The following is a 25,235-nucleotide window of genomic DNA, read 5'->3' as shown; positions in this document are numbered from 1 at the left end:
AAGACTTAAGTTCGTTTTTAGATGACTTTAACTCGTCTGTTTTTTATACATTATTTTTACCGATGTCTTCATGAAAATTGTTATAATCGCCACGGGCAAAAGCCAACAATCAAATGGTGCTTTGCCCGACGGGTGCGTGGGTTTTCCTCGGTCTTCCTTTTTAATTCACGCATATCATTCACTCGTTTCTGTTTTGACTCGCCACTATCGATGGTATCGACAGAGACACAAAGGAGGATTGTTCATTGAACACAAACCAACAAGCCAAATCTAGCAAAAAAGACGTACTCATCATCGGAGCCGGCGGTGTCGCTCAAGTGGTCGCGCATAAATGTGCGATGCATAACGATATCCTTGGCGAGATTCATATTGCCTCGCGCACGCAAGATAAATGTGATGCCATCGCCCAAAGCGTGAAAGATAAGAATAGCTTCAAGCAGCCTGCGGTATTGCATACGCACCAAGTGGATGCTATGGATACTCAGGCGCTGATACAGCTGATTCAAGAGTCGGGTATCCAAATCGTCATCAATGTCGGTTCGGCATTTATCAATATGACGGTATTGGAAGCTTGTATCGAGACAGGTGTTGCTTATATCGATACCGCCATTCACGAAGATCCACGCAAGATTTGCGAGACGCCGCCATGGTATGACAATTACGAATGGCAGCGCAAACAGCGCTGTGCGGACAATAATGTCACGGCGATTTTAGGGGCAGGATTTGACCCCGGTATGGTCAACGCCTATGCGCGTCTTGGCTATGACATGATGGATGCAGGTTCGGTGACGGATATCGATATCATTGATATCAATGCTGGCAGCCACGGTAAATACTTCGCTACTAACTTCGATCCTGAGATTAACTTCCGTGAATTTACTGGTACGGTTTACTCTTGGCAGGACAGCAAGTGGCAGTCTAATAAAATGTTCGAAGTGAAGCGTACTGACGATTTACCAGTGGTTGGCGTGCAAAACAGTTACTTAAGTGGCCATGATGAAGTGCATTCGTTATCCGCCAATTTAGACGTACCAAATATCCGTTTTTGGATGGGCTTTGGTGAGCATTATATTAATGTATTCACTGTGCTACAAAGTTTGGGTCTACTCTCTGAGCAGCCAGTGATGACTGCTGAAGGGCAAGAAGTTATCCCATTAAAAGTAGTGAAAGCGGTTCTACCAGACCCAAGCTCTCTTGCGCCGAATTATACAGGCAAGACCTGCATCGGTGACAAGGTCAAAGGCAAAATCAACGGCGTTGATAGCGAGGTATTTATTTATAATATCTCAGATCATAAAGACGCTTATAATGAGGTTGGTAGCCAAGGTATTTCTTATACCGCAGGCGTACCACCCGTCGCTGCGGCGATTCTGGTCGCAACTGGTGAGTGGGATGCTGGCAAGATGGTTAACGTCGAAGAGCTGGATGCCAAGCCATTTATCAATCTATTGAATAAGATTGGTTTGCCAACGCGTATCAAAGATAGCGAAGGCGACAGAGCATTAGCGTTTGATATTTAAATAACGAGTTTGATTTAGAAAAGCCTATCTTTTATAGATAGGCTTTTTTTATGTCTGGGTTTTTACGTTAATTTTACGAGCAGGTAGGGGAGCTGATCCTGTCATTACCCCTCACTAGGGTTATAATTTCTCAACGCCGCAATACGGTCATCAAGCGTTGGATGTGAGCGGAAAAGGTTTGCGATACTAAAGCCCGTAGATTGTCCTGATGAAATAGCAAATGCTTTCATGCTCTCAGGCATTTGATCTGGACGCTGCTCAGAAGGACGCAAGGCATCAAGCGCACTAATCATTTTGTCTTTGCTGGCAAGTTTTGCACCCATCTGATCCGCACGGAATTCGCGTAGACGCGAGAACCACATAACGATAGCAGACGCCAAAAATCCAAGCAAAATATCCATCACAATACTCGTGATAAAGTAACCAATACCTGGACTATCACTGGTATTTTTAAACACCGTCCGATCGACGAAGCTACCAATAATACGCGCAAAGAACATCACAAAGGCGTTTACCACTCCTTGGATGAGCGCAAGGGTGACCATATCACCGTTTGCTACGTGACCAATTTCATGCGCCAATACCGCTTCTACTTCATCGGGTGTCATGCTTTGCAATAAGCCAGATGAAACAGCGACTAATGCTTTGTTTTTATTCCAGCCTGTGGCAAACGCGTTTGGCTGAGAATTATTAAAAATCCCCACTTCTGGCATGCCAATATTTACCGCTCGCGCTTGTCTGGCGACCGTATCTACAAGCCATTTTTCAGTGGCATTGCTTGGCGTTTCAATAACCACCGTTCCCGTTGATCTTTTGGCCATCCACTTCGAGATAAATAGTGATACCATCGAACCAACCATGCCGTATACGCCGCACATAATGGCAAGACTGGTGTAATTTAACCCGCCCGCACCATGTACGCCACCAATTCCAAAAAATCTGGATAAAATACCAAACACGATGCTAAATACCACAATCACCGCTAAGTTGGTTAATAAGAACAATCCGATACGCATCATGATGCCAGTTTCCTCATTTAAATTTAAATACAACTTTAAGACATAATACTCTATGAGGTATTATATTTTTATATATGTTTTTACTTTACATAAATGGCGTTATTTTGATAAATAACAATCCCAGTTAACCGTATAAATACAGTGATATGGTTAGCGAGCAAAGAATAAAAATAAAGGATAGCGACATCTAAAAGGTGAAAACAATTATTTTTTGACGGTTTAAATAGTTAAGGGCTAAAAGTAAAAATTAAAACGAAAATAGTGAGCAGGTATAATGAGCACTCACTGTTAAGGTTTTTCATTTAACGCTCTATGAGGTCTAATCATGAACGCTCTAGCACTTAAAGTCCCTCCAGTCGCCCAAGTGATTATTACCGCCGCTGCTATGTATGGCGTCTCTAAAATGGTTCCTGCTTTGACGTTCTCACTCAACGGCTCAACTGTACTGGCAGTGGCTTTGGGTGTGGTGGGTCTGAGCTTAGGTATCATGGGTGTGACTCAATTTAGAATAGCTCAGACCACACCCAATCCGCAAGCGTTAGAGCAGGTCTCTAGTTTAGTGACCAGTGGTATATATCAGTATAGCCGCAATCCGATGTATGTGGGCTTGGTGCTTATATTATTAGGCTGGGCGTTCTATTTGTCTCACCTTCTGGCGTTTGTATTATTGCCTATTTTTATACTTTATATGACGCACTTTCAAATCCAGCCAGAAGAGCGGATGATGGCACAGAAATTTGGCAAAACTTATCAGGATTATCTAAATAAAGTGCGGCGCTGGATTTAAGGTGTAATAAGTAAAGATTTGATGATAAATAAATGAACAATAAAATCAGGGAGATGACGTTATGGAAATGAAAAATATACCTTTTGCTATTACCGATTGGACGACAGTAGAAGCGGTAGAAAACAGAGGTGAAACGGGCACGGGGTATTGGAAGACTTGCGAATTTAACAATATCAATGTGCATATGGTTGAGTACTCCGCAGGCTACCTTGCCGATCACTGGTGCGATAAAGGACATATTTTATTCTGTGTTGAGGGCGAGCTGAACACCGAACTAAAAGATGGTCGTACTTTTACCTTAACAGCGGGCATGACTTATCAAGTGGCGGACAATACGATTGCACATCGTTCGTCAACGAAGATAGGCGCTAAGCTATTTATTGTTGATTGATATTGCCAGTAACACCATAAAATTCATAAAGCTATAAAGCTATAAAACTATAGATCTATAAAAATAAAGCGAGAACATAAAATGCAACTAGAAATAAATGTCATCGATGCTTTTACGGATACCGTTTTTAAAGGCAATTCAGCGGCAGTCGTTATTACAGAAGATTGGCTTTCTGATAATTTAATGCAGTCTATTGCTTTTGAAAACAACTTATCCGAGACAGCTTTTATGGTTCTTGATGATAAAGGCATTTATCATATCCGCTGGTTTTCACCATTGACTGAGATTGCTTTTTGCGGTCATGCAACCTTGGCGTCAGCCTTTGTGTTATTTAACAAAAATCCTAGTATAGAAACCATTAAATTTTCAGCCAAAGCGGTTGGTGTATTGACCATTGTGCAAACAGACGATGGCAAGATACAAATGGATTTTCCTAATACTAAGCCTGAGAAAGTTGACAATATCCCTGATAGCTTGCTTACAGGACTATCTATTGCACCCGTTGAAGTCTATAAAAATACTCAAGCCTATTTTGTGATTTATAATGCTGAGTCCGACGTATTAACAGTAGCGCGTGATAACGAGCAGCTAAAACAGCTTGCGCCTTTAGATGTGGTGGTGACTTGTCAGGCTAAGTCTGCTGACTACAAAAACTATGATTTTATTTCACGTTATTTTTGGCCAGCCAATGGTGGCGATGAAGACCCAGTGACGGGTTCAGCTCATACTGCTTTAGCTCCATTATGGGCGGAGCGTTTGGGTAAAAATGAATTGGTTGCGTATCAAGCATCACGTCGCGGCGGGGTTCTAGACTGTGTCGTCGCAGGTGACAGAGTAATGATTTCTGGCAATGCCGTTCAGTATATGACAGGATTTATCACCGTTTAGGAGTAGATGGTTTTGACTGAATTAAAAACCGTTGGACTGTTCGCACTGACCGCATTAGCAGAGATAGCGGGCTGCTATTTGCCTTATCTATGGCTGCGAGAAGGTAAGTCTATTTGGCTGCTTGTCCCTGGCGTACTAAGTTTGGTCGCTTTCGTTTGGCTGTTGTCTTTACATCCTACCGCAGCTGGTAGAGTTTATGCGGCTTATGGCGGCGTGTATATTTCGATGGCGATTTTATGGTTGTGGACGGTGAACGGTATCAGGCCGACCACGTGGGATATAGTAGGCTCTGCGGTTGCGTTATTAGGCATGGCAATTATCATGTTTGCACCGCGCAGTGCTTAGCATAAAGACCGCACCTAGCATAAAAAATGATGCACTAAATATTAATGTTTACCTAAGATACTGCCGTTGTCGTCTTTCTTAGATTGTTTGGCAGCTTTTTTCTCTTTTGCCGTTAATAGCGGTTTCTTTTTTACGTTCTTTTTACTGTCTTGACCTTTACTCATGGTTTTTTCCTCTTGAGATAAGCCGTAATACCTTTTAAGCCGGTGTAAATAGCTTGAAGGTTAGATTAATGCTGATGACGCAAATAGTGCGTACTGCAATGAGTATATGCTTAAGGTGTGGCAATAGATAGCGCTAGCACAATTCACCTACGATTCGAGTCAATCCTGTATTCATCCCTTGTTTAATGCTCCTTCTAAAAATTTGTCTGATAAATGAATTTTATAAGTAGATTTTCGATACCATGGATTTATTTAGTCAATACAGCTATTAATAAGTGCTTACTTACGGAGTCATCACGATTTGCTATAATAAGCCACAAGCCGATAAGTCGTCGCGGCAAACTTTTATAATATTCATATTTAGCATAAAAATGCTTACTGTTTTGGTTGATTGTTATGCGTATCCGTAAACTTTTTAAATTTGAAAATGCACATATTGTGCGTAATTGTAGCTCTGAGCGCTGCAAACACTCTATCCATGGTCATAGTTATCAGATTGAGCTGATTCTTGAGGCTAAGCGCTTGGATCATGGGCAAATGGTCTATGATTTTGGCTTATTAAAATCGTCTATCAAGGACATTATCGATAGCTTTGATCACGCGATTTGTTTTTGGAATAAAGACGACCCTGAGTATGTCGCTGCCTGTAAAAAATTCAGTGCGCGCTGGATAAGCTTGCCAGTATCGCCATCGGCAGAGCAGTTTTCACGCGTGATATTCTTTTGGGCGCAAGAAATTTTAAAACAAACCCAAATGCAAAACGGTGAATCTGATGTCAGCGTTTATTCGGTGATTGCACACGAAACCGCTACCGGTTACGCGCAGTGCTTTGCTGATGATGTGGCGAATGAGCAAATGGGTAAGCTTCATCTAGAAGCGTTTGAGTTTAGCGATCAAGTCAGTGCCGAGTGGCACGACCCTGAGCTATATGCCAAGTTAATCCGCGGTGAAAGCTTTATCAACCCAACGGTGACGATGCAGGTACAGACGCAAGTGCAGGCAGGTTAGCCCGATGCCTAATAGTACAACAGAGGACAAAAACGCTAAGACGCTGACACTGTATACAGAAGCTGATACTCAACGTTTGGCTGCGCAATTGGCAGCTTTACCCTTGACAGGTAGTGTCTGGTTGGCAGGTGATTTAGGGGCAGGTAAAACGACTCTGACTCGCTATTGGTTGCAGGCGCTCGGGCATACAGGTGCCGTCAAAAGCCCGACTTATACCTTGGTCGAGCCTTATAGCATCGAGCAAACAGACGGCTCAGTCAAGCCAGTTTACCACGCGGATTTGTATCGTTTGCAAGACCCAGAAGAGCTGTCTTTTATCGGTTTTGATGAATATCTGGATGAGCCAAACGCGTTGGTTATCATCGAATGGGCAAGCCGTGCGGACAGCTATTTACCACCGCCGACCTTGTTTATCGATATGACGCAAGCTACTAGCACTGATAAGGATAATGAGTCTCGTCAAGTCGAGCTGCGGCTATCGAAGGCTGGACAAGCGCAAGGCTTGGATTTATCCTCTGTTAAGATTTAATTATACATTTGAATGTTCAACAGACCTTAATATAAGTCATCAATATCTGCCAGTACTACTTATCATCACGTAAAACAACGATACCTCTTAATGCCGAAAATGCCAGACAATCATTCTTATACTCGCATCAAAAAACTATCGCCGCTGCTCATCAATCAATTGGCAGCGGGTGAGGTAGTGACACGCCCAGCAGCTGTAGTCAAAGAGCTGCTAGAAAATGCCATTGACGCTGGTGCGACCAATATTGAGATACATATTACTCAAGGCGGCATGGGTATGATTGAAGTGGTCGACAATGGCGTGGGTATTCATCCCGATGATATGGTCATGGCAATTACCCGTCATGCAACCAGTAAAGTCGCGGATGTCGCTAACTTACACGGTATTACGACGTTGGGTTTTCGCGGGGAAGCACTAGCAGCGACGGCGGCAGTATCTCGGCTGACTTTAACCAGTAGCCATGATGACAGTGGCATCGGTCGCCAGTTGCAAGTCGCAGGTGTGTTAGATGATGCGCCAAAGCTCATGCCAGTTGTGCATCATCGTGGTACCACCATTACGGTTAAAGATTTATATTTTAACGTACCAGCACGCCGTGGCAATTTGAAATCTATTGCGACGGAGTTCGGTCATATCGAAACGATTGTGCGCGAAGTGGCTTTGGCGCGAGCAGATGTGGCACTGACGCTGTTTCATGATAATAAAAAACGATTGTCACTTTCTTCAAGTGCGATGTCTTTAAGTACGATGTCTTTAAGTACGATGTCTTTAAGTACGATGTCTTTAAGTACGGTGTCTTCAACTACAAGGCTTTCAAATTCAAAGTCTTTAAATACCGTTTCTACAAATGCTAATGGCAATAATAATGTCAATCCTTTGCCATTGGCACGTCTTGAGCAAGCGACTGGGTTGTCGTTAACCAAAAAGGCGTTAGAGATAGCGATAGACCTCACCAGTTTAATGCAGCCATCCAGAGAATATGTTAATAATGGCTTTGGCGATCAAGCAAGCGTTAATGGTTGGTTATGGCCTATCACTGATTCGCAGGATACCTTACCAAAATTAATCTATGTGAATGGCAGACTGGTAAAAGAAGCATTGATAAGCAATCAGCTACGCCAACTTGCCCAAACTGCTCAGTTGGTAGGAACTGGCTATGCGCTTTATTTTGATTTGCCCACTCAGTGGCTCAATATCAATGTGCATCCATCTAAACAGCGTATTAAAATAAGTCCGCTCAATAATATTATGGCGCATGTAAGCCATGCGATTCGGACAAAACTTAAGACAGTAGTGACTACAGAGACGATCAGTTCTGCTAATGCTATTCAAATACTAGGTAATAGTCAGATAGTAGATAGTAATTTGTCTATCGATAACGCATTCGCTACTGCAATGCCAAACACATCAACGACCATTTATTCAAGCAAAAGCCAGCAGGTAAAAGCGCCCAAACAACCCTATCAGTTGTCAGAAAATAGGTATTCGCCTCAAACCTTAAACGTACCAAGTGTTTCTGAGAAAACAAGTCAAAACACCAGAGGTATCGCTAACGATGTCGCAATACATTCGACATCTTTGCCTTATTGCCTAGACGTTGTTACTCATTTAAATGAGGCATTAACCGAATCTGTTGGCACGACATATAGTGAGAATAAAGCACTGCCTTGGCTATTGTTTTATCATCAAAGCCAATGTGTATTGCTCGGTGCAGAGAATTGGCAATCAAAAATGCGTTCGTTATTTGAGTCAAGTTTACTTAGCAATAGGGCATATAAAAAAGATCAATGGCTGCACAGTGCAAATGACATTAATCAGCAACTTGCTGCCGTGAGCATGCAAATGTCAAAGCAAGACTTGATGGTGTTCTTGGCGGATATCGACGCGTTACTGACTCAGCATGCGATTAAAGCGATAGATGGTAATCAATTAGCAACATTGATGCTATTATCTGCGCCTGAGTCAAGATAGCTATAACGACAAAAAATATAATAAGCAAATTTTAGCAATGACACTGCTCAAAGTTATTTATTGCTACTAATATCATTAATAAAGGCAAGCCTATGCAACTTTCATCTGACAGCTCATCTTATCGCCTAAACGCCAATTTAGCAGATAATAGCGTGGTGTGTTTGATGGCGCCGACAGCAAGTGGCAAGACTGCACTGGCTTATGAGTTATATGATACAGGGCGTTATGAGCTAATTTCAGTAGATTCAGCGCTGATTTATCGTGATATGAATATCGGTACGGCAAAACCAACCGCTATTGAGTTGGCGCGTTATCCACATCATTTGGTTGATATTATCGATCCTATGCAGAGCTATAGCGTCGCCGAATTTGTGAATGACGTTGCCCGTTTGATTGATAGCTGTCACGAGAATGGCAAAATACCGTTGCTGGTTGGCGGTACTATGATGTATTACATGGCACTGCTAGACGGGCTATCTCCAGTACCTGACAGTGATGATAGTGTTCGCGCACGTGTGGAGCAGTGGCGGCAAGATAAAGGCATTAGTGCGCTTTACGACTATTTGGGTGAGATAGATCCGATCAGCCATGAGCGCCTTAATGCGACTGATACTCAGCGCATCACCCGAGCAGTTGAAGTTTATCTGCAAACTGACATTCCTATAAGTGACTGGCAGCGCAAGCCCAAGCAGGCATTGGCAAATAATCCCAATCAGCAATGGCATGCATTGACAGTCATGCCTGATCGTCCATGGTTGCATACACGTATCGAGCAACGTTTAGATATCATGTGGAATGACGGGTTGGTGACTGAGGTCATTGGTCTGCTGGAGCGCTATCCTTTAACGCCAAATCTACCATCCATGCGCTGCGTTGGTTATCGCCAAGTACTAGAATACCTAGTACATATCGATCACCCAGTATTTGAACAGCCTCATCTAGACAAAGCGCAATTTTACAGTGCTTTTGAAGTGCTGCAGTCTTCAGCTCAATCAAGCTTATCTGATGATGCGACCCAGGCACTTGCTTGTCAGCAAATGCAAAATAAGGCATTATATGCGACAAGACAATTGGCAAAACGTCAGTACACATGGTTACGCAAAGTCATGCAATTGCCTAGTAAGTCCATGGATGGGGCGATAGCAGCCGATACCTCTAGTGAGGAAGGCTATTCTATAGACCGCAATATGGTGGTAAAAGCATTCACTACCATGGCGCAGGCAAGAGACTATTTATATTAAATCTATCAATGATACTAAAGCTATCAGTTATAGCAAAATCACTATCGCCTCAAAATATGGTATGAGTTAATACCTTATAAATACAATATGGTGTACTAAAAATATAGTATTGCAAAAAGCTCTATGCAACTATTAGAAAGTAATGACAATTAGTATCAAAATATATCGTAGATAGCTGTTATAATTTAAATTCATCAAAATAGTAGGTGTAATATTAGCCTAACTGTGTTTTCAATCAATATTAATTGACGTTTGTTGATAAAAATAACTACTGAAACAACTAGTTACTTAATTATTTACAATAATAATGTATTCGCGATAAAGTGGAATCACTTAAGAACAAGTAGCGTTTATTTAGATACGTTTTATAAAGAAAATTTATTATTGTATCTGCCGTTAGCCATTATAATTAAATGAACACTTAAAATAATTGGCACTAAAACATAATTAATAATATTTAGGAGAGCTCTCATGTCAAAAGGACAAACTTTACAAGATCCGTTTTTGAACTCGCTGCGCAAAGATCGTATTCCTGTCTCTATTTTCTTGGTCAATGGTATCAAGCTGCAAGGTCAGATTGAATCATTTGATCAGTACGTGGTATTGCTCAAAAACACTGTCAGTCAAATGGTATACAAACACGCTATCTCAACCGTCGTGCCGGCACGTAATCCACGTAGCAGTACGACAACGACAGGTACAAGTACTCAACCGCAAAGCGCTGCTCCAGCAGGTTATCAAGGCGGCGGATTTGAACGCGGTAGTAATCCTGCTAGCACAGGTGGCTTTGAAGAGCGCGGTTTTGCGTCTAATCGCAGTGGTTTTAATCGTGGCGGTTTTAGCCAAGGTCAAGATCGTGGTTTTGAGCGTGGTAGCTTTGGTCAGAGTCAGGAGCGTGGCTTTGAACGTGGCGGTTTTGGTCAAGACCGTGGCTTCGAAAACCCAGCAGATAATACGGGTTTTGAGGAAAAGCCAAATGATGGATCTAATGATAACAATGGTTAGAGAGCAAGATTCATTATCGAAGGTGCATTACTAATACGTGATTTATCCGATCAAAACCTGCTTTTATAGTGGGTTTTTTTTGTATAAATAAACGTATAATAATGGTCTAAAATGACGTGCCGAGTTGTTAGCGATTGGTTTCGTAGATTATTATTAATATTGGGCATAGTATAGTAAAATACAGTATTGATTCATTATAAAATAGAGCGAATCCATGAGTAATACCCAAATCAATCTAACCCATGAGCAGTTTATTAGTAAGGCTATCGAAGCGATTAACACTGAGATATCGGCATTGGCTTTGCTAACAGAGCAGATAGACGATAGGTTTGCACAAGCATGCGATATTATTTTAGCTTGTAAGGGTCGAGTCGTGGTCACTGGTATGGGTAAGTCAGGATTGATTGGGCGTAAAATAGCGGCGACGTTTGCCTCTACTGGCACGCCAGCCTTTTTTATGCATCCTGGTGAAGCTGGGCATGGCGATTTAGGCATGTTGGTAAAAGGTGATGTACTGCTTGCTATCTCTAACTCTGGTGAGTCCGATGAGATTAAGATGCTGCTGCCAGTGGTCAAACACCTAAATATTCCACTGATTAGTATTAGCCGTGATAAGCGCGGTATGTTGCCTCGTGCCGCGAATATTGTATTGACGCTCGGTAAATCGCAAGAGGCTTGTCCACTTAATCTTGCTCCTACTTCCAGTACCACGGCGACCTTAGCGCTTGGCGATGCATTGGCCGTTGCCTTAGTCCATGCGCGCAACTTTACCTCAGAGGATTTCGCATTATCGCATCCAGCAGGCGCATTAGGTCGTCAGCTGCTAACGCGAGTTGAAGATTTAATGCATACTAAGTCAGAAGATTTGCCGCTTATTCATCAGCAAGCGCCACTGCAAGAAGCGCTTTTTACTATGTCTGCTGGGCGCTTAGGAATGACGGTGGTGACCGATGATAATGATAAGGTGGTTGGGGTATTTACAGATGGTGACCTACGCCGTGGTCTAGAAAAAGGCATCGATTTGCAAACGCCGATGGCTGAAGTAATGGTTAGTAATCCACGGCGCATTAGTAAGACCATGCGCGCATCAGATGCGCTCAGTGTGATGAATGAAAATGGTATTAGCCAGTTGCTAATTATTGACGACCAAGATCGTTTAGAAGCAATTATTACGGTACATGATTTGCTACAAGCCGGTGTAAAATAAATAGCATTAATAAAGATATCGGTTTATACAGTATAGATTCGCACAGTATCGATTTATAACAATAAAATGTAAAAAATAGCCTTAAGAAAGAGGGATATGATGCAAGACTTAATCAAAAAAGCCGGACAAGTAAAGCTGTTGATAATGGATGTCGATGGTATTTTATCAAACGGTCAAATTATCTATGATGCCAATGGTATCGAGACCAAGGCCTTTTCTGTCCATGATGGCGTAGGCGTTAAGTCGTTAGCACGTTATGGCATTTTGACGGCTATTATTACAGGTCGTAGCAGTGCCATGGTAGATAAGCGCGCCACGGAAATGGGCGTTAATTATGTGGTGCAAGGTCGTGATGATAAGCTGGTTGCTTTAAATGAGCTACTAACCATACTTGATCCAGCGCTCAATATCACGGCTGCTGATTGCGCTTACATGGGCGATGATTTACCAGACATTAAAGCGATGCAGACCGTTGGATTTGCTGCAACAGTACCCAATGCGCATGCTGAAGTCATCAATCGCAGTGACATGGTCACCACCCGATCAGGTGGCACTGGCGCTGTACGTGAAGTATGTGACCTCATTTTGAAAGGTCATGGACACTATCAAGACTTCATCGCGTATTATACGCTTGATGCAGCAAAAACTCAGGATAATTTGTCGTGAATACTCGTGTTTTAATAGTTCTTGCCTTGATTATCGCTGGTATTGCAGGTTGGTTTTTTCAACAGCAAGGAGAGATAGCGCCGCCAGTTAGCATGGAAGCAACCGATGTTGATTATGAAGCAACAGATATCAAAGCGGTACAGACTAATGAGAAAGGCGAAACTGAGTATGAGCTGACTGCCAAAACATTGACGCACAATCCAGAGACCAATTTAGACGAGATGTCAGGCATCACTATGAATTGGGAGCCATCGGCAGAGCAGCGTTATCGTATTGAAGCGGGTAGTGCTGCTATCAGTCAGCAAACGGGTGAACTCAGCTTGTCAGGGGGCTTTTCACTGGTCAGTGAAGGCAATAAAGACGCGCCAGATATTGAACCGATAAAGGTGACAGGTAGTATCCTTAAAGGCAATACCAAATCAGGGCAAGTATATAGTGACGCGCCTGTTAAGATTGAACAAGGCATGAATCGGTTTGAAGCTTCTAGCATGACCGCCAACCTTGAGACCGGTGAATATGAGTTTGGTCAAGTTGCCGTCGCTTTTACTCCAGCTGAACGCCAAGATAAAGCATTGTTTTGATCGCAGTAACTCTTATTGACTATGTAATAAAAATAGCAGCTAGCATAAAGTTTGCAAATCCTACTACCCATTATAAAACGAGTGATTTTTATGACATCTAAATTTTTGCCTACTTTGCGCTCATCATTAGCACGCTTCAATCTAACAGCGTGCCGCTTGCGTCAATTACATGTGCTGCCAACGGTTATGCTGCTGGCACTGCCACTTTACAGTCATGCGCTGCCATCAGATGCCAATCAAGAAATCAAACTATTGGCTGATAAAGCGACCTATAGTGAGCGTACAGGCGTTACCAGCTACTCGGGTAGTGTCATTATCACTCAAGGTACGTTTAAAATGACCGCTGATAACATTACGGTTAACCTATCACAGGGTCGCAGTATTAATTCAGCAGTAGCGACTGGACGCCCTGCAACCATGCAACAGGTAGTCACACAAGAAAAAGGGCTGGCGAAAGGTCAAGCCAATAAGATTGATTATAATGCGGTCACGGGTATTGTTACTTTGACGGGTAATGCTAAGTTGGTTCAAAATGGCGCCAGTTTTGCGGGTAATGTCATTCGTTATAGCCTAAAAGCTGGTGATGTTGAAGCAACTGCTGGCGGTAATCAGCGCGTAGAGTTGGTGTTTCCGCCCAGTAGTAATGGTAGCCAAAGTAGCATCCGCTAAAAAGCTGAATGGTTAATGTAACTGTATCAACATCCCTTAGTGTATTAGTGCTTGAATTCCGCAACCGTATGAGTAAGTTATGAGTGATAATAAAAATACAAACCCTTTAGCAACCAACAATAACGCAGCACCTGCGACGCGACTATCAATGCAAAATCTAGGCAAACGCTATGGTAAGCGCTGGGTTGTGAAAGATGTCTCTTTCTCCGTAGAACAAGGGCAGGTCGTTGGTTTATTAGGTCCAAATGGTGCAGGGAAGACAACCAGCTTTTATATGGTGGTAGGGTTGGTCAATATGGACAAAGGCCGTGTCACTTTAGGAAAAATGGATCTGTCTAAATATGCCATGCATGAGCGTGCACGGGCAGGAATTGGTTACTTACCACAAGAGGCGTCTATTTTTCGAAAATTGTCTATCGAAGACAACATCTTGGCTATTTTAGAAACTCGCAAAGAATTGAGTAAAAGCGAGCAAAAGCAAGAGCTGGAAAAACTAATCGGTGAATTCCATCTAGAGCATGTACGAAAATCATTAGGTATGAGCGTATCAGGTGGTGAGCGTCGTCGCTGTGAAATTGCCCGTGCATTGGCGGCTGACCCAAAGTTCATTTTATTAGATGAGCCATTTGCAGGCGTGGATCCTATCTCTGTTGGTGATATCAAAGACGTTATTTTGACCCTCAAAAATCGTGGTATTGGTGTTTTGATTACTGATCATAACGTTCGCGATACCTTGGCTATTTGTGAGAAAGCTTATATCGTCTCAGAAGGTGCTATTATCGCTGAAGGTACTTCTAGTGAAGTGTTAGAAAATGAATTGGTGAAAGCCGTTTATCTGGGTAAAGACTTTCACGTATAAACGAGGATGTGTTGAATATTGTACTTGTCTCGAATACATTTTTGCTAAATGCGCATCGATTAGCTCTGCGTATTTTTAAATGTTCAATACAACCTTAATATCTCAACGTGTTTTTCGCGCTACTATTTACGCTGTCTGTTAGACTTATAATTTCCATTAAGTTCTCAAGACAGCGCTTGCTACTTTTCCTATATCTAGCTATTCATCACATTTAGCATCACCTCTTCTATAAGATCTAGTCCATCGTACTGATGGCTAATTTATCTCAAAAATCATTCTCAAATTAACGCTTATTAGAGCGTCACGATATTTTATCAATTAATCTTGATTGGACACTTGAATAAGGTTCATACGTTATGGCAAAAAATAAGAGCAGTTATGTCTGTCAGCATTGCGGCGCGCATTTTGGCAAGTGGGCAGGGCAATGTACCGATTGCGGTGAATGGAACAGCTTGGTCGAAGCACCAAATGTGAGCATGCCCCATCACAATAAAAACGTTTCTAAACCAGCAGCAAATCGATCAGCCTCTCGTGAATTAGGTGGTGCACCATCAGGAAATTATTCGGGTACGCATAGTGCGGTCATGCCGCTTAATGCTGTGAGCGTGACGCTAGACACACGCTTACCAACTGGTATTAGTGAGTTTGATCGTGTACTTGGTGGAGGATTGGTTGCTGGTTCAGTCGTTTTAATCGGCGGTGATCCTGGTATCGGTAAATCGACGATTTTGCTGCAAACTGCGACTAATATGGCACGTGCCGACTCGTTGGCAGGTAGCGCCTTGTATGTGACTGGTGAAGAATCATTGGCACAGGTTGCTATGCGCGCTAGGCGCTTAGATTTACCGGCCGATAGATTACGCGTACTGGCCGAAACCAATGTAGAGACTATTTGTGCCGCCTTGACTCAAGAGCAACCCGCCATCGCTATTATTGACTCTATTCAAACCATTTATACGGATGCAATCAATTCTGCACCTGGCGGCGTCAGTCAAATTCGAGAGTCTGCGGCCATCTTGACTCGCTACGCCAAACAGACTGGCACCGCGCTATTTTTAGTGGGTCATGTAACCAAGGAAGGCACGCTCGCAGGGCCGCGCGTTCTTGAACACATGGTTGATACGGTCTTATATTTTGAAGGTCAATCAGACTCACGTTTTCGGATGATTCGTGCCGTCAAAAACCGCTTCGGTGCCGTCAACGAATTAGGTATTTTTGGTATGACAGATATGGGACTGAAAGAGGTCGCCAATCCATCAGCGATATTTTTAAGTCGCTATGACAAACCCGTTGCTGGATCTGTCGTCATGGTCAGCCGCGAAGGCACACGACCCTTGTTGGTGGAGGTGCAAGCATTAGTGGATGATTCGCAAGGCTCACCTAGACGAATGGCATTAGGATTGGATTTTCAGCGTCTGTCCATGCTGCTGGCCGTCATGCATCGACACGGCGGTATTCATACTAGCGGACAAGATGTGTATGTCAACGTCGTCGGTGGTGTCAAGGTTATAGAGACTGGGTCTGACTTGGCAGTATTGTTGGCTTGTGCCTCAAGTATTAAAGAAAAAGCCTTGCCATCGTCATTGGCTGTATTTGGTGAAGTGGGATTGTCGGGTGAAATCCGTCCTGTACCAAACGGTCAAGAACGTTTAAAGGAAGCGATGAAACATGGATTTAAGTATGCCATTATCCCAAAAGCCAATGCGCCTGCTAAGGATGCTCCTCAATTTAAAGGCATCAATGTGATTGCCGTTGAACGTCTCGATGATGCCATTGAGAGTGCATTTGAACTGTAAGGTGTAAGGGTTAATCATTTTGATTACACCTTGTTTTATAAGTTATTGCTAAGCGCTACAGCTTTATTTGTAGCCTAATGGATACAATAAACTGAAACTATAAAAAAGCGCCTAACACTGATGTGTTAGGCGCTTTTTATGCTCTAATACAAATAGACTGTTTTTTTAGAATTATGGTCCTGAAACGCGCTCAATAGCAACATTACCCACACCTTTACCCGTAATACCGAGTTTTTTGGCAGCACCATAAGACAAATCTAGCACGCGGTTACCATGGAATGGACCACGATCATTCACTTTTACCACGACGCTTTTACCGTTGGTCTTATTGGTGACTTTAACATAGCAATTCAATGGCAGTGAACGATGCGCCGCTGTCAAACCATTCATATCGAATGTTTCACCACTGGCTGTTTTACGACCATGGAATTTACGACCATACCAAGAGGCTAGGCCTGTTTGCTTAAATTTACTGACCGAGTTAGAGGCTACGGCTGTCAGACGCTCTAATACATCTTCATCATTAGTCAGTTGAGAGGTGTCACTGGCTAACAGTGAGCTGCTAAGTGCCAACGAGGTTGGTTGGCGTGCTGACTTCACCAAACTTGATGCGCCATCATGTTGACGGCTAAGCTCACCAAGTACACGATCGATATGGGAGGCGTTATCTTGTGAAATCATCGCAAGAGAGGTTTTGGCTTCTACAGCATTTGCATTAGTAGCAACTGCGGAGCCAGCAAACAATACTGCTGACATGGTAAGTAAACCAGATAAACGCTTATTCATAGATACCTCTATAACTTATACTTTAAAATCTAACTCTAATAGTTCTAGACTGAGCGTGGCAATGTTAGACCAATCTAACAGCGTCACAAACTCTAAAGCCGCATCATCAATATTTTTTTCATATAATTATTGATACTAAACGTGGCTTTTATAGATTTTAAGGTATGGTAATTTTTCATTTTATTATCATAAGCGGGTCAGGATAATACGCCCAAAGATACTTATGAAACGCTCAAATGACAGCTAACGATATTAGTAGAATACCCAATCCGAATACAAAGGTTGAGTACCGAGTCCGCTATATGTGCTATTTACAAACTTTCTAACATTGCTAAATTAATAAAGGTTTTAGAAGGCATTGCGTGTGTCTTTGTTATTAAACCGTTAATTAAGTAGTGTATTTGAAAGCTTGGAATCTACAATTCGCTAACTATACGTACGAGCTACAACCAAAATATAATTAAATGCAAAGTTTATTAGTAGCTATGTACGGGTTATGTATCACAGTACAGTAAAACGAGGTTAACGCAATTATTTGTAAAAAACAAGGATTAAAATCTATCAGTACCAATTGGCAACGAAGTGTTTTAATGAGAGGAAATATAAGGGTGTTTTTAATCATTTCAATTAAATCAATGGCTTGTATTTATTATCAAAAGTAGATAGGAGGGTCTTTATGGCAAGTTATAGGACTTGCCATAAAATGATGAAACAATAAAATTTGTTAAAAACCCTTAATTTGTTGTTGATTTATATTTATTTTCAACCATTTTGCATGTAACAATGATTTAGATAAAGGCTTTAATTGGCTGATTCATCCGCCTTACAACTTTTATATAGCCTGTGTCTTTTGATTTTTAACATGAATAGCATTAAGATAAAGTTTGAATGTTCATTAGAGAATCACTGGTAACTGTGCGTCAACTGGGCTTATGAGTGTGAATGGACATAAGTAGTCCAAATCCTGCCATCAAAGTGACGATTGCAGTACCGCCATAGCTAATGAAGGGCAGAGGAACGCCAACGACGGGTAAAATACCACCAACCATACCCACATTAACGAACACATAAACAAAGAAAGACATGGCAATTGCACCCGCTAGTAATCTACTGTATACATCAGGATGGGTGAAAGCGATGTATAAGGCGCGCAGGAGCAAACAGGAATAAATGAACATTAATAAAATCACACCCAACAAGCCAAACTCTTCTGAAAAAGCCGCGATAATAAAATCAGTATGACCTTCTGGTAAAAAATGTAAATGCGACTGCGTGCCTTCTAAATAGCCCTTACCAGTGAGTCCACCCGCACCGATGGCGGTTTTTGACTGAATGATATTCCACCCAGCCCCTTGTACATCGGCTTCAGGATTGAGCAGTGTTAAGACACGGGTACGCTGATAATCATGTAATAGAAAATTCCAAGCAATCGCAATAAGCGGTATCGCTAATATGGCGGCAGCTGAAATCAATCGCCAAGACAACCCTGCCAAAAAAAGCACAAAGATACCACTGGCTGCCACCAATAGCGACGTCCCAAGATCAGGCTCTTTTGCAATTAATAATACAGGGACGATGATTAAGGCTAAGGTAATGACGATGCTAGATAGAGAGGGCGGTAGATCACGCTTGGATAAAAACCAAGCACACATCATTGGCATCCCAAGTTTCATAAATTCTGAGGGTTGCACACTGCCAAACCCTGGTAAATTAATCCAGCGCTGAGCACCCATACGTACTTCACCGATGATATCGACCAATACCAATAAAATTAATCCCATTACATAAAAGATAGGTGTAAAAGTGCGATAAAGGCTAGGCGGTATCTGTGCCATGATAAACATAACCGTAAAGGCCACACCATAGCTGACCATTTGACGTAATACCATACCGACATCTTGACCGGCCGCACTATATAAAATTGTCAAACCAATGCAGCAAACCGTCAATAAGAGAAGGGTCAACCATGGATCGATATGTATACGCTGCCATAACGATGGTGCATGGCCTTGGCCTAAATGATGGCTCTGACGTGAAAAACGGTATTGCGGATTAGAAGACATAGGCAAAGTGTGTCTGGCAATTGAGGTAAGAGGGAATTTTCAAATCAGATCAACATTTAAAGGCAATCGCACCATATCTATATCTATGCAAGTAAAATATCGTAGATAAAGTAACACATAAGAAATAAAGTCACATAATTATAAAAATTATAAGGATAAGTGTTAATTACCAATAACACGCCTCTGATTAGAGGCGATAGTTTAGCTTGCTTGCTGAAAATTTGATAGTATCGATAAAACGTTTTTAGCGGTAGCTTGTTGCAATGACCAATACAAAAAAATATCCTTATAGGCAGATTCACAAGCCTATGCTTGCACTACTCATCTGTGCCAGTAGCATCTCTGTTCATGCCGCTATTATCAGCGACAATAGTGAGCGCCGTATCCAAGTACGTCAGGGTAGTAGTAGTAACGCTCACATCAGACCTTCGACGAATACTACAAGCTATAATTCTGGCGTTACCATGCTGAGTGGCGATAGCATGCAAGGATTGATTGCTCAAAAGCAGCGTGATTTTGAGTTCGATGACAGTCTGTCTATTGAAGAAAATAAGCGCATGAATGTCAATCGGCGCGCACCTGCTTATAATACAACTTACAGTAATAACAGCTACAGCACTGCGAACAATACTTACAATAGTACTTATACTGATTCTATTAGTATGGATTTTAACGCGTGGTTGAATAGCAATAGCTACCGTGCTAGGCAAGTGGCAGATTTTCAACGCTACCTAAATTCGCGGGTAGGGGTACACAATGTACCGCCTATGTCGCAATTGCTCACAACAGCGCGAAGCTGGAGCAAATGTGGTTATGAGCCTTATCAGCTGCCACCGCAAGAGTTATGGGCAAATATCGTCCCGACATTACGTTTGTACGGCGAATTGAAGCATCAAGGAATTCTACCTATCAGTAGTGAAATACGCTCGGTATATCGCAGTCCTGGCCTTAATGACTGTGCAGGTGGAGCCGACAGTAGCAAGCATATGAATGCCAGTGCTATTGACATCTGGGTGCCAGAGTATGAAGATAACTTATGGCGGCTCAGTACGATGCAAGATGGCTTGTGCCAGTTTTGGCAATATCAGGGTCAATCTCACAATTTCGGTTTAGGCCTATATGCTACGGGTGCGATACATATAGACACCGATGGTTATCGTAAATGGGGCTTTAATCATGCCAGCAGCTCATCTTCGTGCCGCTATTAAGTCATCTATGATCTATTAAAAAATCAAATAAATATAAGCCAGAGCGAATTAAGTTAGATTAAAAGCGCTATAATAATACTGATGAAAGGCAGCGCTAAATGATGAATAGTTTAGCATTAAAAAACTATGGTTAATGATCATTTAGTTTATGAAATCACATAGCGTCTATTGTAAGTAGGATTTATGAAGAAGCGGTATTCAACGATGGTGAACACACATAAGTCTGATAAGCCAAAAAAAGCGTTTTTACAATCAAATAACACGTATATGGCTTTGTTTGGTTCAGTTTTGCTCTCTCTTTTATTGGTCAGTGCTTGTAGCCCAGAAACGTTTTCTGAACAAGGCTCTCTAACGGCAGAAGATTCCGCTACTGATCCTGACAGAAACTTACAGGACGTTGAAGATATTGAAGATAATATTAAGAACTCTTATGCTCGGCTGGCTTCAAAGCGCTCAGATATCTGTCCAAAACTCATACAAGAAGAAATAGGCAGTCAGGTCGTTGAGCGTACTGCAGAAGTGATGGTGAATAATCATTGTGATTATTTTTTATACCCACGCAGTGGTCAGCAGATCTCGGTTAGCATTAACGACAGTCAAATTGAAGCGCTACTGATAGTGCCAGCGCTGCATGACTTCGCCAATGGTGATTATAAAGTAGACTCTTATGACAAGCACGTGATTCGATTGACCTATAATGGTGCAACTTATAAGCCTGAAAATTTCATGTATGACGTGGCAGTGACTATTTCTGGTTAAGAGCATTATTTTTTGCATGGACAACCCACTATCGACTTTTAGGGGCTGTAGTAGATAAGGATTAAACATCACACCATATTCTCAGAGTTTTAAGCTGAGTAGACGGTGATCCATAGTTGAATCTAAACTCACACTCTTTTAAAAATAAATGGAAGTTCTTCTTATCGATCCCATTATATTTTCTGAGTATTCGTTTAGACTGATTCCAAAAGTTCTCAATGCCATTGATGTGATTGTTTTTACCGCAAGTAAACTCTTTAGAGTGATTGACTCTGAAATGTTTAAAATCGCTCACATCTAACGAATTGTAACTTCGATAACTATCAGTACAAACAAAGCTGTCAGGCTTGATTTTACGCTTAATAACAGACATTAGAGTCGTCTGTTTGGTGTCTGCTACGACAGTGGTATAAACCTTACAATTTCGTTTTAGAATACCAAATACAGCTGTTTTACCAGCAGCCCCGCGACCTCTGTTGCCTTTGCGTACGCCGCCAAAGTAACTTTCATCTAATTTGACTTCACTATCAAAAATCTCATCGGCTTCCAATGAGAGATGAGAATCTATCACAAGTCTTATTTTATGATAAAAAAGTGCCGCAGTGTTAGGCTGGATATTAAGCAAATCTGCGGCTGTTCTAGCAGTTACTCCAGCCGTAAAAAACTCTAATAGCCTTCGCTGTGCTTTTTTACTTATTTTATGCCGCTCTCAACTTATTTTCATAAGTCACTGATTTTAAATATATTATAAATCAGTGGCTTTCTTGAAACTAAATCTAGGCTAGTAAAATCAGGGCTTCGTTTAAGCTGAGAGTGGCGTTTATTTTACAATGGGTTATCTTCATAAAAGTAGTCTAGCATAGTGCTTATCTACTACAGTCCCAGAAATAATTAAGGAAAATTTATGCATATCACTGCTAATTTCGATGCTGGTAATATTGAGGTTATTAATTTAGAAGATAAAAAAAATATCCAATTGGCTATTCGTCCGGACGTTGGAGGCGAGTTTTTTCAGTGGTTTAATTTTCGCCTGACAGGTCAAGTTGGCGAGCAATATGTGCTCAATATTATGAATGCAGAGGATGCAGCATTCCCTGCAGGGTGGGAGAATTACCAAGCGGTAGCGTCGTACGATCGCGACTATTGGTTTCGTCTGCCAACCTCTTATAAAGACGGCAAACTAACCATAACGGCAGAGTTGGAATGTGAAACCATTCAAATTGCTTTTTTTGCCCCTTACAGTGATGAGCGTCATCAAGATTTATTAGCAGCGGTGCAAATGCATCCATTAGTGACGTTAGAGCATTTGGGAGAAACCCTTGATAAGCGCGATTTAACCTTAGTCAAAATTAGTGATGGCGCTAGCAATAACGATGCGCCTAAACGCAATATTTGGATTACGGCGCGTCAGCATCCTGGTGAAACGATGGCTGAATGGTTGGTCGATGGTCTACTGCATAGCTTGTTAGATGGTGATAATGCCACGGGTAAACTGTTATTAGATAAAGCTAATTTCTACATCGTGCCTAATATGAACCCTGATGGTAGCGTGCGCGGTCATCTGCGCACCAACGCAGTCGGTACTAATTTAAACCGTGCTTGGTCAAATCCAAGTTTGGAAACCAGCCCAGAAGTCTTTCATGTCATTAATAAAATGGAAGAAACGGGCGTTGACCTGTTTTATGATGTACACGGTGATGAAGAAATACCTTTTGTGTTCCTTGCTGGCTCGCAGGGTACGCCAAATTATAGCGACCGCCTCGCACGTCTACGCGATAGATTCTCAGAAGTGTTAAAGATCGCCAGTGCCGACTTTCAGACGGAAGAAGGCTATGACGTAGATGCACCGGGTACTGCGAACATGACGCTTGCCACTCACTGGGTTGCCGAACGTTTTGACTGCCTTGCCAATACCTTGGAGATGCCATTTATAGATAACAATAATGTCCCCGATGCGGATACGGGTTGGTCACCAGAGCGCTCTATGAAATTAGGGGAAGCCTCATTAGTGGCTATGTTGGCAGTCGTGGATGATTTACGTGAGTGAATCATTTAGGTGGATTGTTTGGGTTATGAAATCAGTCCATCCACTTAAGGGTTACTTGTTCAACACTCTCTATGCCATCCAAATTTCCTTAGATACGCCATCAGGTTGATCTGCTGCCAGACCTTGCGAGTGCCATAACGGCACTTGCAACCCTACCAGACGTGCTCACTCTTACCGATATAACAATCGTTATGCTAACTGTGCTGTGAGCGTTTGGGTAGGCGAATCTTACTCATAATGCTATTTCTCCATAAAACTATCCCAGATTATTTTGCTTATCTAAGACAGCCCTGAAGATTAAATATCCTTTAATGTAAATATACAGGTATGTTAGCTTTGTGCTTTAATAAATGACAGTTGTCATTTATGAGCATGGTTAATGTAAGTGACATAGTAAGTGGCATAGATAGCCTTGATTTTATCAACGAGTAGTTTTTGGACTTATGGAGCGAGCTATGAATAAAGTATTTAAAAAGATTTGGAGTCAATCACTAGGTTGTATAGTGGTGGTGTCTGAAAATACTAAGAGCGCTGGTAAGACTAGCGGCACGACTGGCACTATCGCCCAAATAGCTCGCTCAAATGACTATAAGATGTTGACCCTAAAAGGGCTTGCCTTCAGTATCGCAGCGATCAGTGGTTCGACAGTGTGGGCAGGCGTGGTATGCGTAACGGATCCTGTTTCTGGAGGAAGTACGGCAAGAGGTGCAATTGCACTAGCCTGTGGAATAAATAATGCAGCAGGCGGTATTAATAGTAGTGCCTTAGGTATTGACAATAAAGCTTCAAATGAAGCGACTAGTGCGCTAGGTTATGCAAATGAAGCAACAGGTAACTCTAGCAATGCAGTGGGGTTTTTCAATAAGTCCTCGGGTAGTTATAGCAGTGCGGTTGGTTATACTAATGCAGCATCAGGTGATTATAGTAGTGCATTAGGCGCTAATAATGAAGCTTCAGTTGAGTACAGTAGTGCTGTTGGTTATAACAATACCGCATCGCGTATCAATAGCAGTGCGATAGGATCTAATAATATCGCCTCAGAGGGTTATAGTAGTGCATTTGGTTATAACAACACGGCATCGAACATAAATAGCAGTGCAATTGGCTATAAAAATACCGCCTCGAATGTAAATAGCAGCGCCGTCGGTTATAATAATACAGCATCAGGTGAGAACAGTAGTGCCGTCGGTTTTGAAAATACATCAGAGGGTGACTATAGTGTTGCAGTTGGTTATCAGAATACCGCATCAGGTACAGACAGCAGCGTGTTTGGCAGTAATAGCCAAGCCACCGCGACAGGCGCAACCGCCATCGGTAGTTTCTCCATTGCAAATGAAAGAGATACAATTTCAGTTGGTAGCAAGGGTTTCGAAAAACGTATCACTAATGTGGCAGATGCGACAAATGATACAGATGCGGTAAATAAACGATATACCGACGACAAAGCGACCGAGACTTTGACCGCCTCCAAAGGTTACACCGACGACAAAGCGACCGAGACTTTGACCGCCTCCAAAGGTTACACCGATGGCAAAGCGACCGAGACTTTGACCGCCTCCAAAGGTTATACCGACGAAAAAGCAACTGAAACCTTAACCGCATCAAAAGGTTATACCGACGGAAAAGCAACCGAGACTTTAACCGCATCGAAAGGTTATACCGACGAAAAAGCAACTGAAACCTTAACCGCATCAAAAGGTTATACCGACGGAAAAGCAACCGAGAC

The 25,235-nt window shown here is 42.2% G+C and carries 24 protein-coding genes and 1 pseudogene; 20 read left to right on the top strand and 5 right to left on the bottom strand.

Translation table 11 applies throughout. The annotated features are described in order from the left end of the window. Nucleotides 1-245: 245 nt before the first annotated feature. Nucleotides 246-1,520 (top strand): saccharopine dehydrogenase family protein, encoded by a 1,275-nt coding sequence (locus tag JMX95_RS11985; protein ID WP_055124939.1) that lies wholly within the window; start codon nt 246-248, stop codon nt 1,518-1,520. A gap of 104 nt (nt 1,521-1,624) precedes the next feature. Here the strand turns inward: JMX95_RS11985 and htpX are convergent, their stop codons facing one another. Continuing rightward, nucleotides 1,625-2,539 (bottom strand): protease HtpX, encoded by a 915-nt coding sequence (htpX, locus tag JMX95_RS11980; RefSeq protein ID WP_055124936.1) that lies wholly within the window; start codon nt 2,537-2,539, stop codon nt 1,625-1,627. Nucleotides 2,540-2,864: 325 nt separating this feature from the next. Here htpX and JMX95_RS11975 point away from each other — a divergent pair, with 325 nt between their 5' ends. From JMX95_RS11975 to JMX95_RS11960, 4 genes are all read left to right on the top strand, one after another. Continuing rightward, on the top strand, nt 2,865-3,326 hold the full coding sequence (locus tag JMX95_RS11975) for a methyltransferase family protein (protein WP_087815920.1): 462 nt from the start codon (nt 2,865-2,867) through the stop codon (nt 3,324-3,326). Between the two features lie 61 nt (nt 3,327-3,387). Further along, complete coding sequence (locus JMX95_RS11970; RefSeq protein ID WP_045446391.1) at nt 3,388-3,717, top strand: DHCW motif cupin fold protein; 330 nt, start codon at nt 3,388-3,390, stop codon at nt 3,715-3,717. Nucleotides 3,718-3,798: 81 nt separating this feature from the next. Continuing rightward, on the top strand, nt 3,799-4,605 hold the full coding sequence (locus JMX95_RS11965) for a PhzF family phenazine biosynthesis protein (protein WP_201560929.1): 807 nt from the start codon (nt 3,799-3,801) through the stop codon (nt 4,603-4,605). A gap of 12 nt (nt 4,606-4,617) precedes the next feature. Continuing rightward, the gene (locus JMX95_RS11960; RefSeq protein WP_201560928.1) at nt 4,618-4,950 is read left to right on the top strand and encodes a YnfA family protein; all 333 of its coding nucleotides are present in this window, start codon (nt 4,618-4,620) and stop codon (nt 4,948-4,950) included. A 41-nt stretch (nt 4,951-4,991) separates the two neighbouring features. On the opposite strand, the gene JMX95_RS13775 is transcribed toward JMX95_RS11960, so the two are convergent. After that, the gene (locus tag JMX95_RS13775) at nt 4,992-5,114 is read right to left on the bottom strand and encodes a hypothetical protein (protein ID WP_020443648.1); all 123 of its coding nucleotides are present in this window, start codon (nt 5,112-5,114) and stop codon (nt 4,992-4,994) included. A gap of 396 nt (nt 5,115-5,510) precedes the next feature. On the opposite strand from JMX95_RS13775, the gene JMX95_RS11955 reads away from it, so the two are divergent. From JMX95_RS11955 to radA, 11 genes are all read left to right on the top strand, one after another. Continuing rightward, nucleotides 5,511-6,122: a 6-pyruvoyl trahydropterin synthase family protein gene (locus tag JMX95_RS11955; protein ID WP_201560927.1), complete on the top strand. Its 612-nt coding sequence runs from the start codon at nt 5,511-5,513 to the stop codon at nt 6,120-6,122. 4 nt (nt 6,123-6,126) lie between these two features. Continuing rightward, complete coding sequence (gene tsaE, locus JMX95_RS11950) at nt 6,127-6,651, top strand: tRNA (adenosine(37)-N6)-threonylcarbamoyltransferase complex ATPase subunit type 1 TsaE (RefSeq protein WP_201560926.1); 525 nt, start codon at nt 6,127-6,129, stop codon at nt 6,649-6,651. Nucleotides 6,652-6,741: 90 nt separating this feature from the next. Continuing rightward, nucleotides 6,742-8,622, top strand: a complete 1,881-nt coding sequence (gene mutL / locus JMX95_RS11945; RefSeq protein WP_227676060.1) for a DNA mismatch repair endonuclease MutL — start codon at nt 6,742-6,744, stop codon at nt 8,620-8,622. Between the two features lie 92 nt (nt 8,623-8,714). Further along, on the top strand, nt 8,715-9,863 hold the full coding sequence (gene miaA, locus JMX95_RS11940) for a tRNA (adenosine(37)-N6)-dimethylallyltransferase MiaA (RefSeq protein WP_087815931.1): 1,149 nt from the start codon (nt 8,715-8,717) through the stop codon (nt 9,861-9,863). A gap of 471 nt (nt 9,864-10,334) precedes the next feature. Next, on the top strand, nt 10,335-10,868 hold the full coding sequence (gene hfq, locus JMX95_RS11935; RefSeq protein WP_087815933.1) for an RNA chaperone Hfq: 534 nt from the start codon (nt 10,335-10,337) through the stop codon (nt 10,866-10,868). A 214-nt stretch (nt 10,869-11,082) separates the two neighbouring features. Continuing rightward, nucleotides 11,083-12,075 carry a KpsF/GutQ family sugar-phosphate isomerase gene (locus JMX95_RS11930; RefSeq protein ID WP_045452836.1) on the top strand — a complete coding sequence of 331 codons (993 nt, stop codon included), beginning with the start codon at nt 11,083-11,085 and terminating at the stop codon, nt 12,073-12,075. Between the two features lie 99 nt (nt 12,076-12,174). Further along, nucleotides 12,175-12,741 carry a KdsC family phosphatase gene (locus JMX95_RS11925; protein ID WP_201560936.1) on the top strand — a complete coding sequence of 189 codons (567 nt, stop codon included), beginning with the start codon at nt 12,175-12,177 and terminating at the stop codon, nt 12,739-12,741. Further along, nucleotides 12,738-13,322, top strand: a complete 585-nt coding sequence (gene lptC / locus JMX95_RS11920; protein ID WP_045446404.1) for an LPS export ABC transporter periplasmic protein LptC — start codon at nt 12,738-12,740, stop codon at nt 13,320-13,322. The genes JMX95_RS11925 and lptC overlap by 4 nt, the downstream gene beginning before the upstream one ends. A gap of 186 nt (nt 13,323-13,508) precedes the next feature. Continuing rightward, the gene (gene lptA / locus JMX95_RS11915) at nt 13,509-13,991 is read left to right on the top strand and encodes a lipopolysaccharide transport periplasmic protein LptA (protein WP_087816076.1); all 483 of its coding nucleotides are present in this window, start codon (nt 13,509-13,511) and stop codon (nt 13,989-13,991) included. A gap of 79 nt (nt 13,992-14,070) precedes the next feature. Then, entirely contained in the window at nt 14,071-14,850 is a 780-nt protein-coding gene (gene lptB, locus JMX95_RS11910) for an LPS export ABC transporter ATP-binding protein (RefSeq protein WP_055124926.1), read from the top strand. A gap of 356 nt (nt 14,851-15,206) precedes the next feature. Beyond that, nucleotides 15,207-16,646 (top strand): DNA repair protein RadA, encoded by a 1,440-nt coding sequence (radA, locus tag JMX95_RS11905; protein WP_201560925.1) that lies wholly within the window; start codon nt 15,207-15,209, stop codon nt 16,644-16,646. A gap of 171 nt (nt 16,647-16,817) precedes the next feature. Here radA and JMX95_RS13855 read toward each other — a convergent pair. Both JMX95_RS13855 and rodA read right to left on the bottom strand, forming a co-directional pair. Further along, nucleotides 16,818-17,159: pseudogene (locus JMX95_RS13855) on the bottom strand (septal ring lytic transglycosylase RlpA family protein); the annotation flags it as partial. Nucleotides 17,160-18,352: 1,193 nt separating this feature from the next. After that, nucleotides 18,353-19,495 (bottom strand): rod shape-determining protein RodA, encoded by a 1,143-nt coding sequence (gene rodA, locus JMX95_RS11895; RefSeq protein WP_055124925.1) that lies wholly within the window; start codon nt 19,493-19,495, stop codon nt 18,353-18,355. A gap of 263 nt (nt 19,496-19,758) precedes the next feature. Between rodA and JMX95_RS11890 the strand changes: the two genes are divergently transcribed. Both JMX95_RS11890 and JMX95_RS11885 read left to right on the top strand, forming a co-directional pair. Then, a complete protein-coding gene (locus tag JMX95_RS11890; RefSeq protein ID WP_201560924.1) occupies nt 19,759-20,703 on the top strand; it encodes a D-Ala-D-Ala carboxypeptidase family metallohydrolase in 945 nt (314 codons plus the stop codon). A 183-nt stretch (nt 20,704-20,886) separates the two neighbouring features. Further along, a complete protein-coding gene (locus JMX95_RS11885; protein WP_201560923.1) occupies nt 20,887-21,462 on the top strand; it encodes a hypothetical protein in 576 nt (191 codons plus the stop codon). Nucleotides 21,463-21,523: 61 nt separating this feature from the next. On the opposite strand, the gene JMX95_RS11880 is transcribed toward JMX95_RS11885, so the two are convergent. Then, the gene (locus JMX95_RS11880) at nt 21,524-22,159 is read right to left on the bottom strand and encodes an IS1595 family transposase (RefSeq protein WP_201560935.1); all 636 of its coding nucleotides are present in this window, start codon (nt 22,157-22,159) and stop codon (nt 21,524-21,526) included. Nucleotides 22,160-22,366: 207 nt separating this feature from the next. On the opposite strand from JMX95_RS11880, the gene JMX95_RS11875 reads away from it, so the two are divergent. Both JMX95_RS11875 and JMX95_RS11870 read left to right on the top strand, forming a co-directional pair. Further along, nucleotides 22,367-23,509, top strand: coding sequence for a M14-type cytosolic carboxypeptidase (locus tag JMX95_RS11875; protein ID WP_201560922.1), 1,143 nt, complete (start codon nt 22,367-22,369; stop codon nt 23,507-23,509). Nucleotides 23,510-23,964: 455 nt separating this feature from the next. After that, a partial coding sequence (locus JMX95_RS11870; RefSeq protein WP_265089728.1) for an ESPR-type extended signal peptide-containing protein occupies nt 23,965-25,235 on the top strand: 1,271 nt, incomplete at its 3' end.

The organism is Psychrobacter sp. NC44, assembly GCF_904846655.1.
In the GTDB taxonomy this organism is placed as follows: Bacteria; Pseudomonadota; Gammaproteobacteria; order Pseudomonadales; family Moraxellaceae; genus Psychrobacter.
Note: the sequence above shows the minus strand (reverse complement) of the source record. Positions and strands in the feature narration are given on the sequence as shown.

Excerpts from the sequence above, each read along its gene's own strand:
- htpX (WP_055124936.1), bottom strand. The coding sequence starts at position 2,539 with ATGATGCGTATCGGATTGTTCTTATTAACCAACTTAGCGGTGATTGTG.
- JMX95_RS11975 (WP_087815920.1), top strand. The coding sequence starts at position 2,865 with ATGAACGCTCTAGCACTTAAAGTCCCTCCAGTCGCCCAAGTGATTATT.
- JMX95_RS11970 (WP_045446391.1), top strand. The coding sequence starts at position 3,388 with ATGGAAATGAAAAATATACCTTTTGCTATTACCGATTGGACGACAGTA.
- JMX95_RS11965 (WP_201560929.1), top strand. The coding sequence starts at position 3,799 with ATGCAACTAGAAATAAATGTCATCGATGCTTTTACGGATACCGTTTTT.
- JMX95_RS13775 (WP_020443648.1), bottom strand. The coding sequence starts at position 5,114 with ATGAGTAAAGGTCAAGACAGTAAAAAGAACGTAAAAAAGAAACCGCTA.
- JMX95_RS11955 (WP_201560927.1), top strand. The coding sequence starts at position 5,511 with ATGCGTATCCGTAAACTTTTTAAATTTGAAAATGCACATATTGTGCGT.
- tsaE (WP_201560926.1), top strand. The coding sequence starts at position 6,127 with ATGCCTAATAGTACAACAGAGGACAAAAACGCTAAGACGCTGACACTG.
- mutL (WP_227676060.1), top strand. The coding sequence starts at position 6,742 with ATGCCGAAAATGCCAGACAATCATTCTTATACTCGCATCAAAAAACTA.
- miaA (WP_087815931.1), top strand. The coding sequence starts at position 8,715 with ATGCAACTTTCATCTGACAGCTCATCTTATCGCCTAAACGCCAATTTA.
- hfq (WP_087815933.1), top strand. The coding sequence starts at position 10,335 with ATGTCAAAAGGACAAACTTTACAAGATCCGTTTTTGAACTCGCTGCGC.
- JMX95_RS11930 (WP_045452836.1), top strand. The coding sequence starts at position 11,083 with ATGAGTAATACCCAAATCAATCTAACCCATGAGCAGTTTATTAGTAAG.
- JMX95_RS11925 (WP_201560936.1), top strand. The coding sequence starts at position 12,175 with ATGCAAGACTTAATCAAAAAAGCCGGACAAGTAAAGCTGTTGATAATG.
- lptA (WP_087816076.1), top strand. The coding sequence starts at position 13,509 with ATGCTGCTGGCACTGCCACTTTACAGTCATGCGCTGCCATCAGATGCC.
- lptB (WP_055124926.1), top strand. The coding sequence starts at position 14,071 with ATGAGTGATAATAAAAATACAAACCCTTTAGCAACCAACAATAACGCA.
- radA (WP_201560925.1), top strand. The coding sequence starts at position 15,207 with ATGGCAAAAAATAAGAGCAGTTATGTCTGTCAGCATTGCGGCGCGCAT.
- rodA (WP_055124925.1), bottom strand. The coding sequence starts at position 19,495 with ATGTCTTCTAATCCGCAATACCGTTTTTCACGTCAGAGCCATCATTTA.
- JMX95_RS11890 (WP_201560924.1), top strand. The coding sequence starts at position 19,759 with ATGACCAATACAAAAAAATATCCTTATAGGCAGATTCACAAGCCTATG.
- JMX95_RS11885 (WP_201560923.1), top strand. The coding sequence starts at position 20,887 with ATGAAGAAGCGGTATTCAACGATGGTGAACACACATAAGTCTGATAAG.
- JMX95_RS11875 (WP_201560922.1), top strand. The coding sequence starts at position 22,367 with ATGCATATCACTGCTAATTTCGATGCTGGTAATATTGAGGTTATTAAT.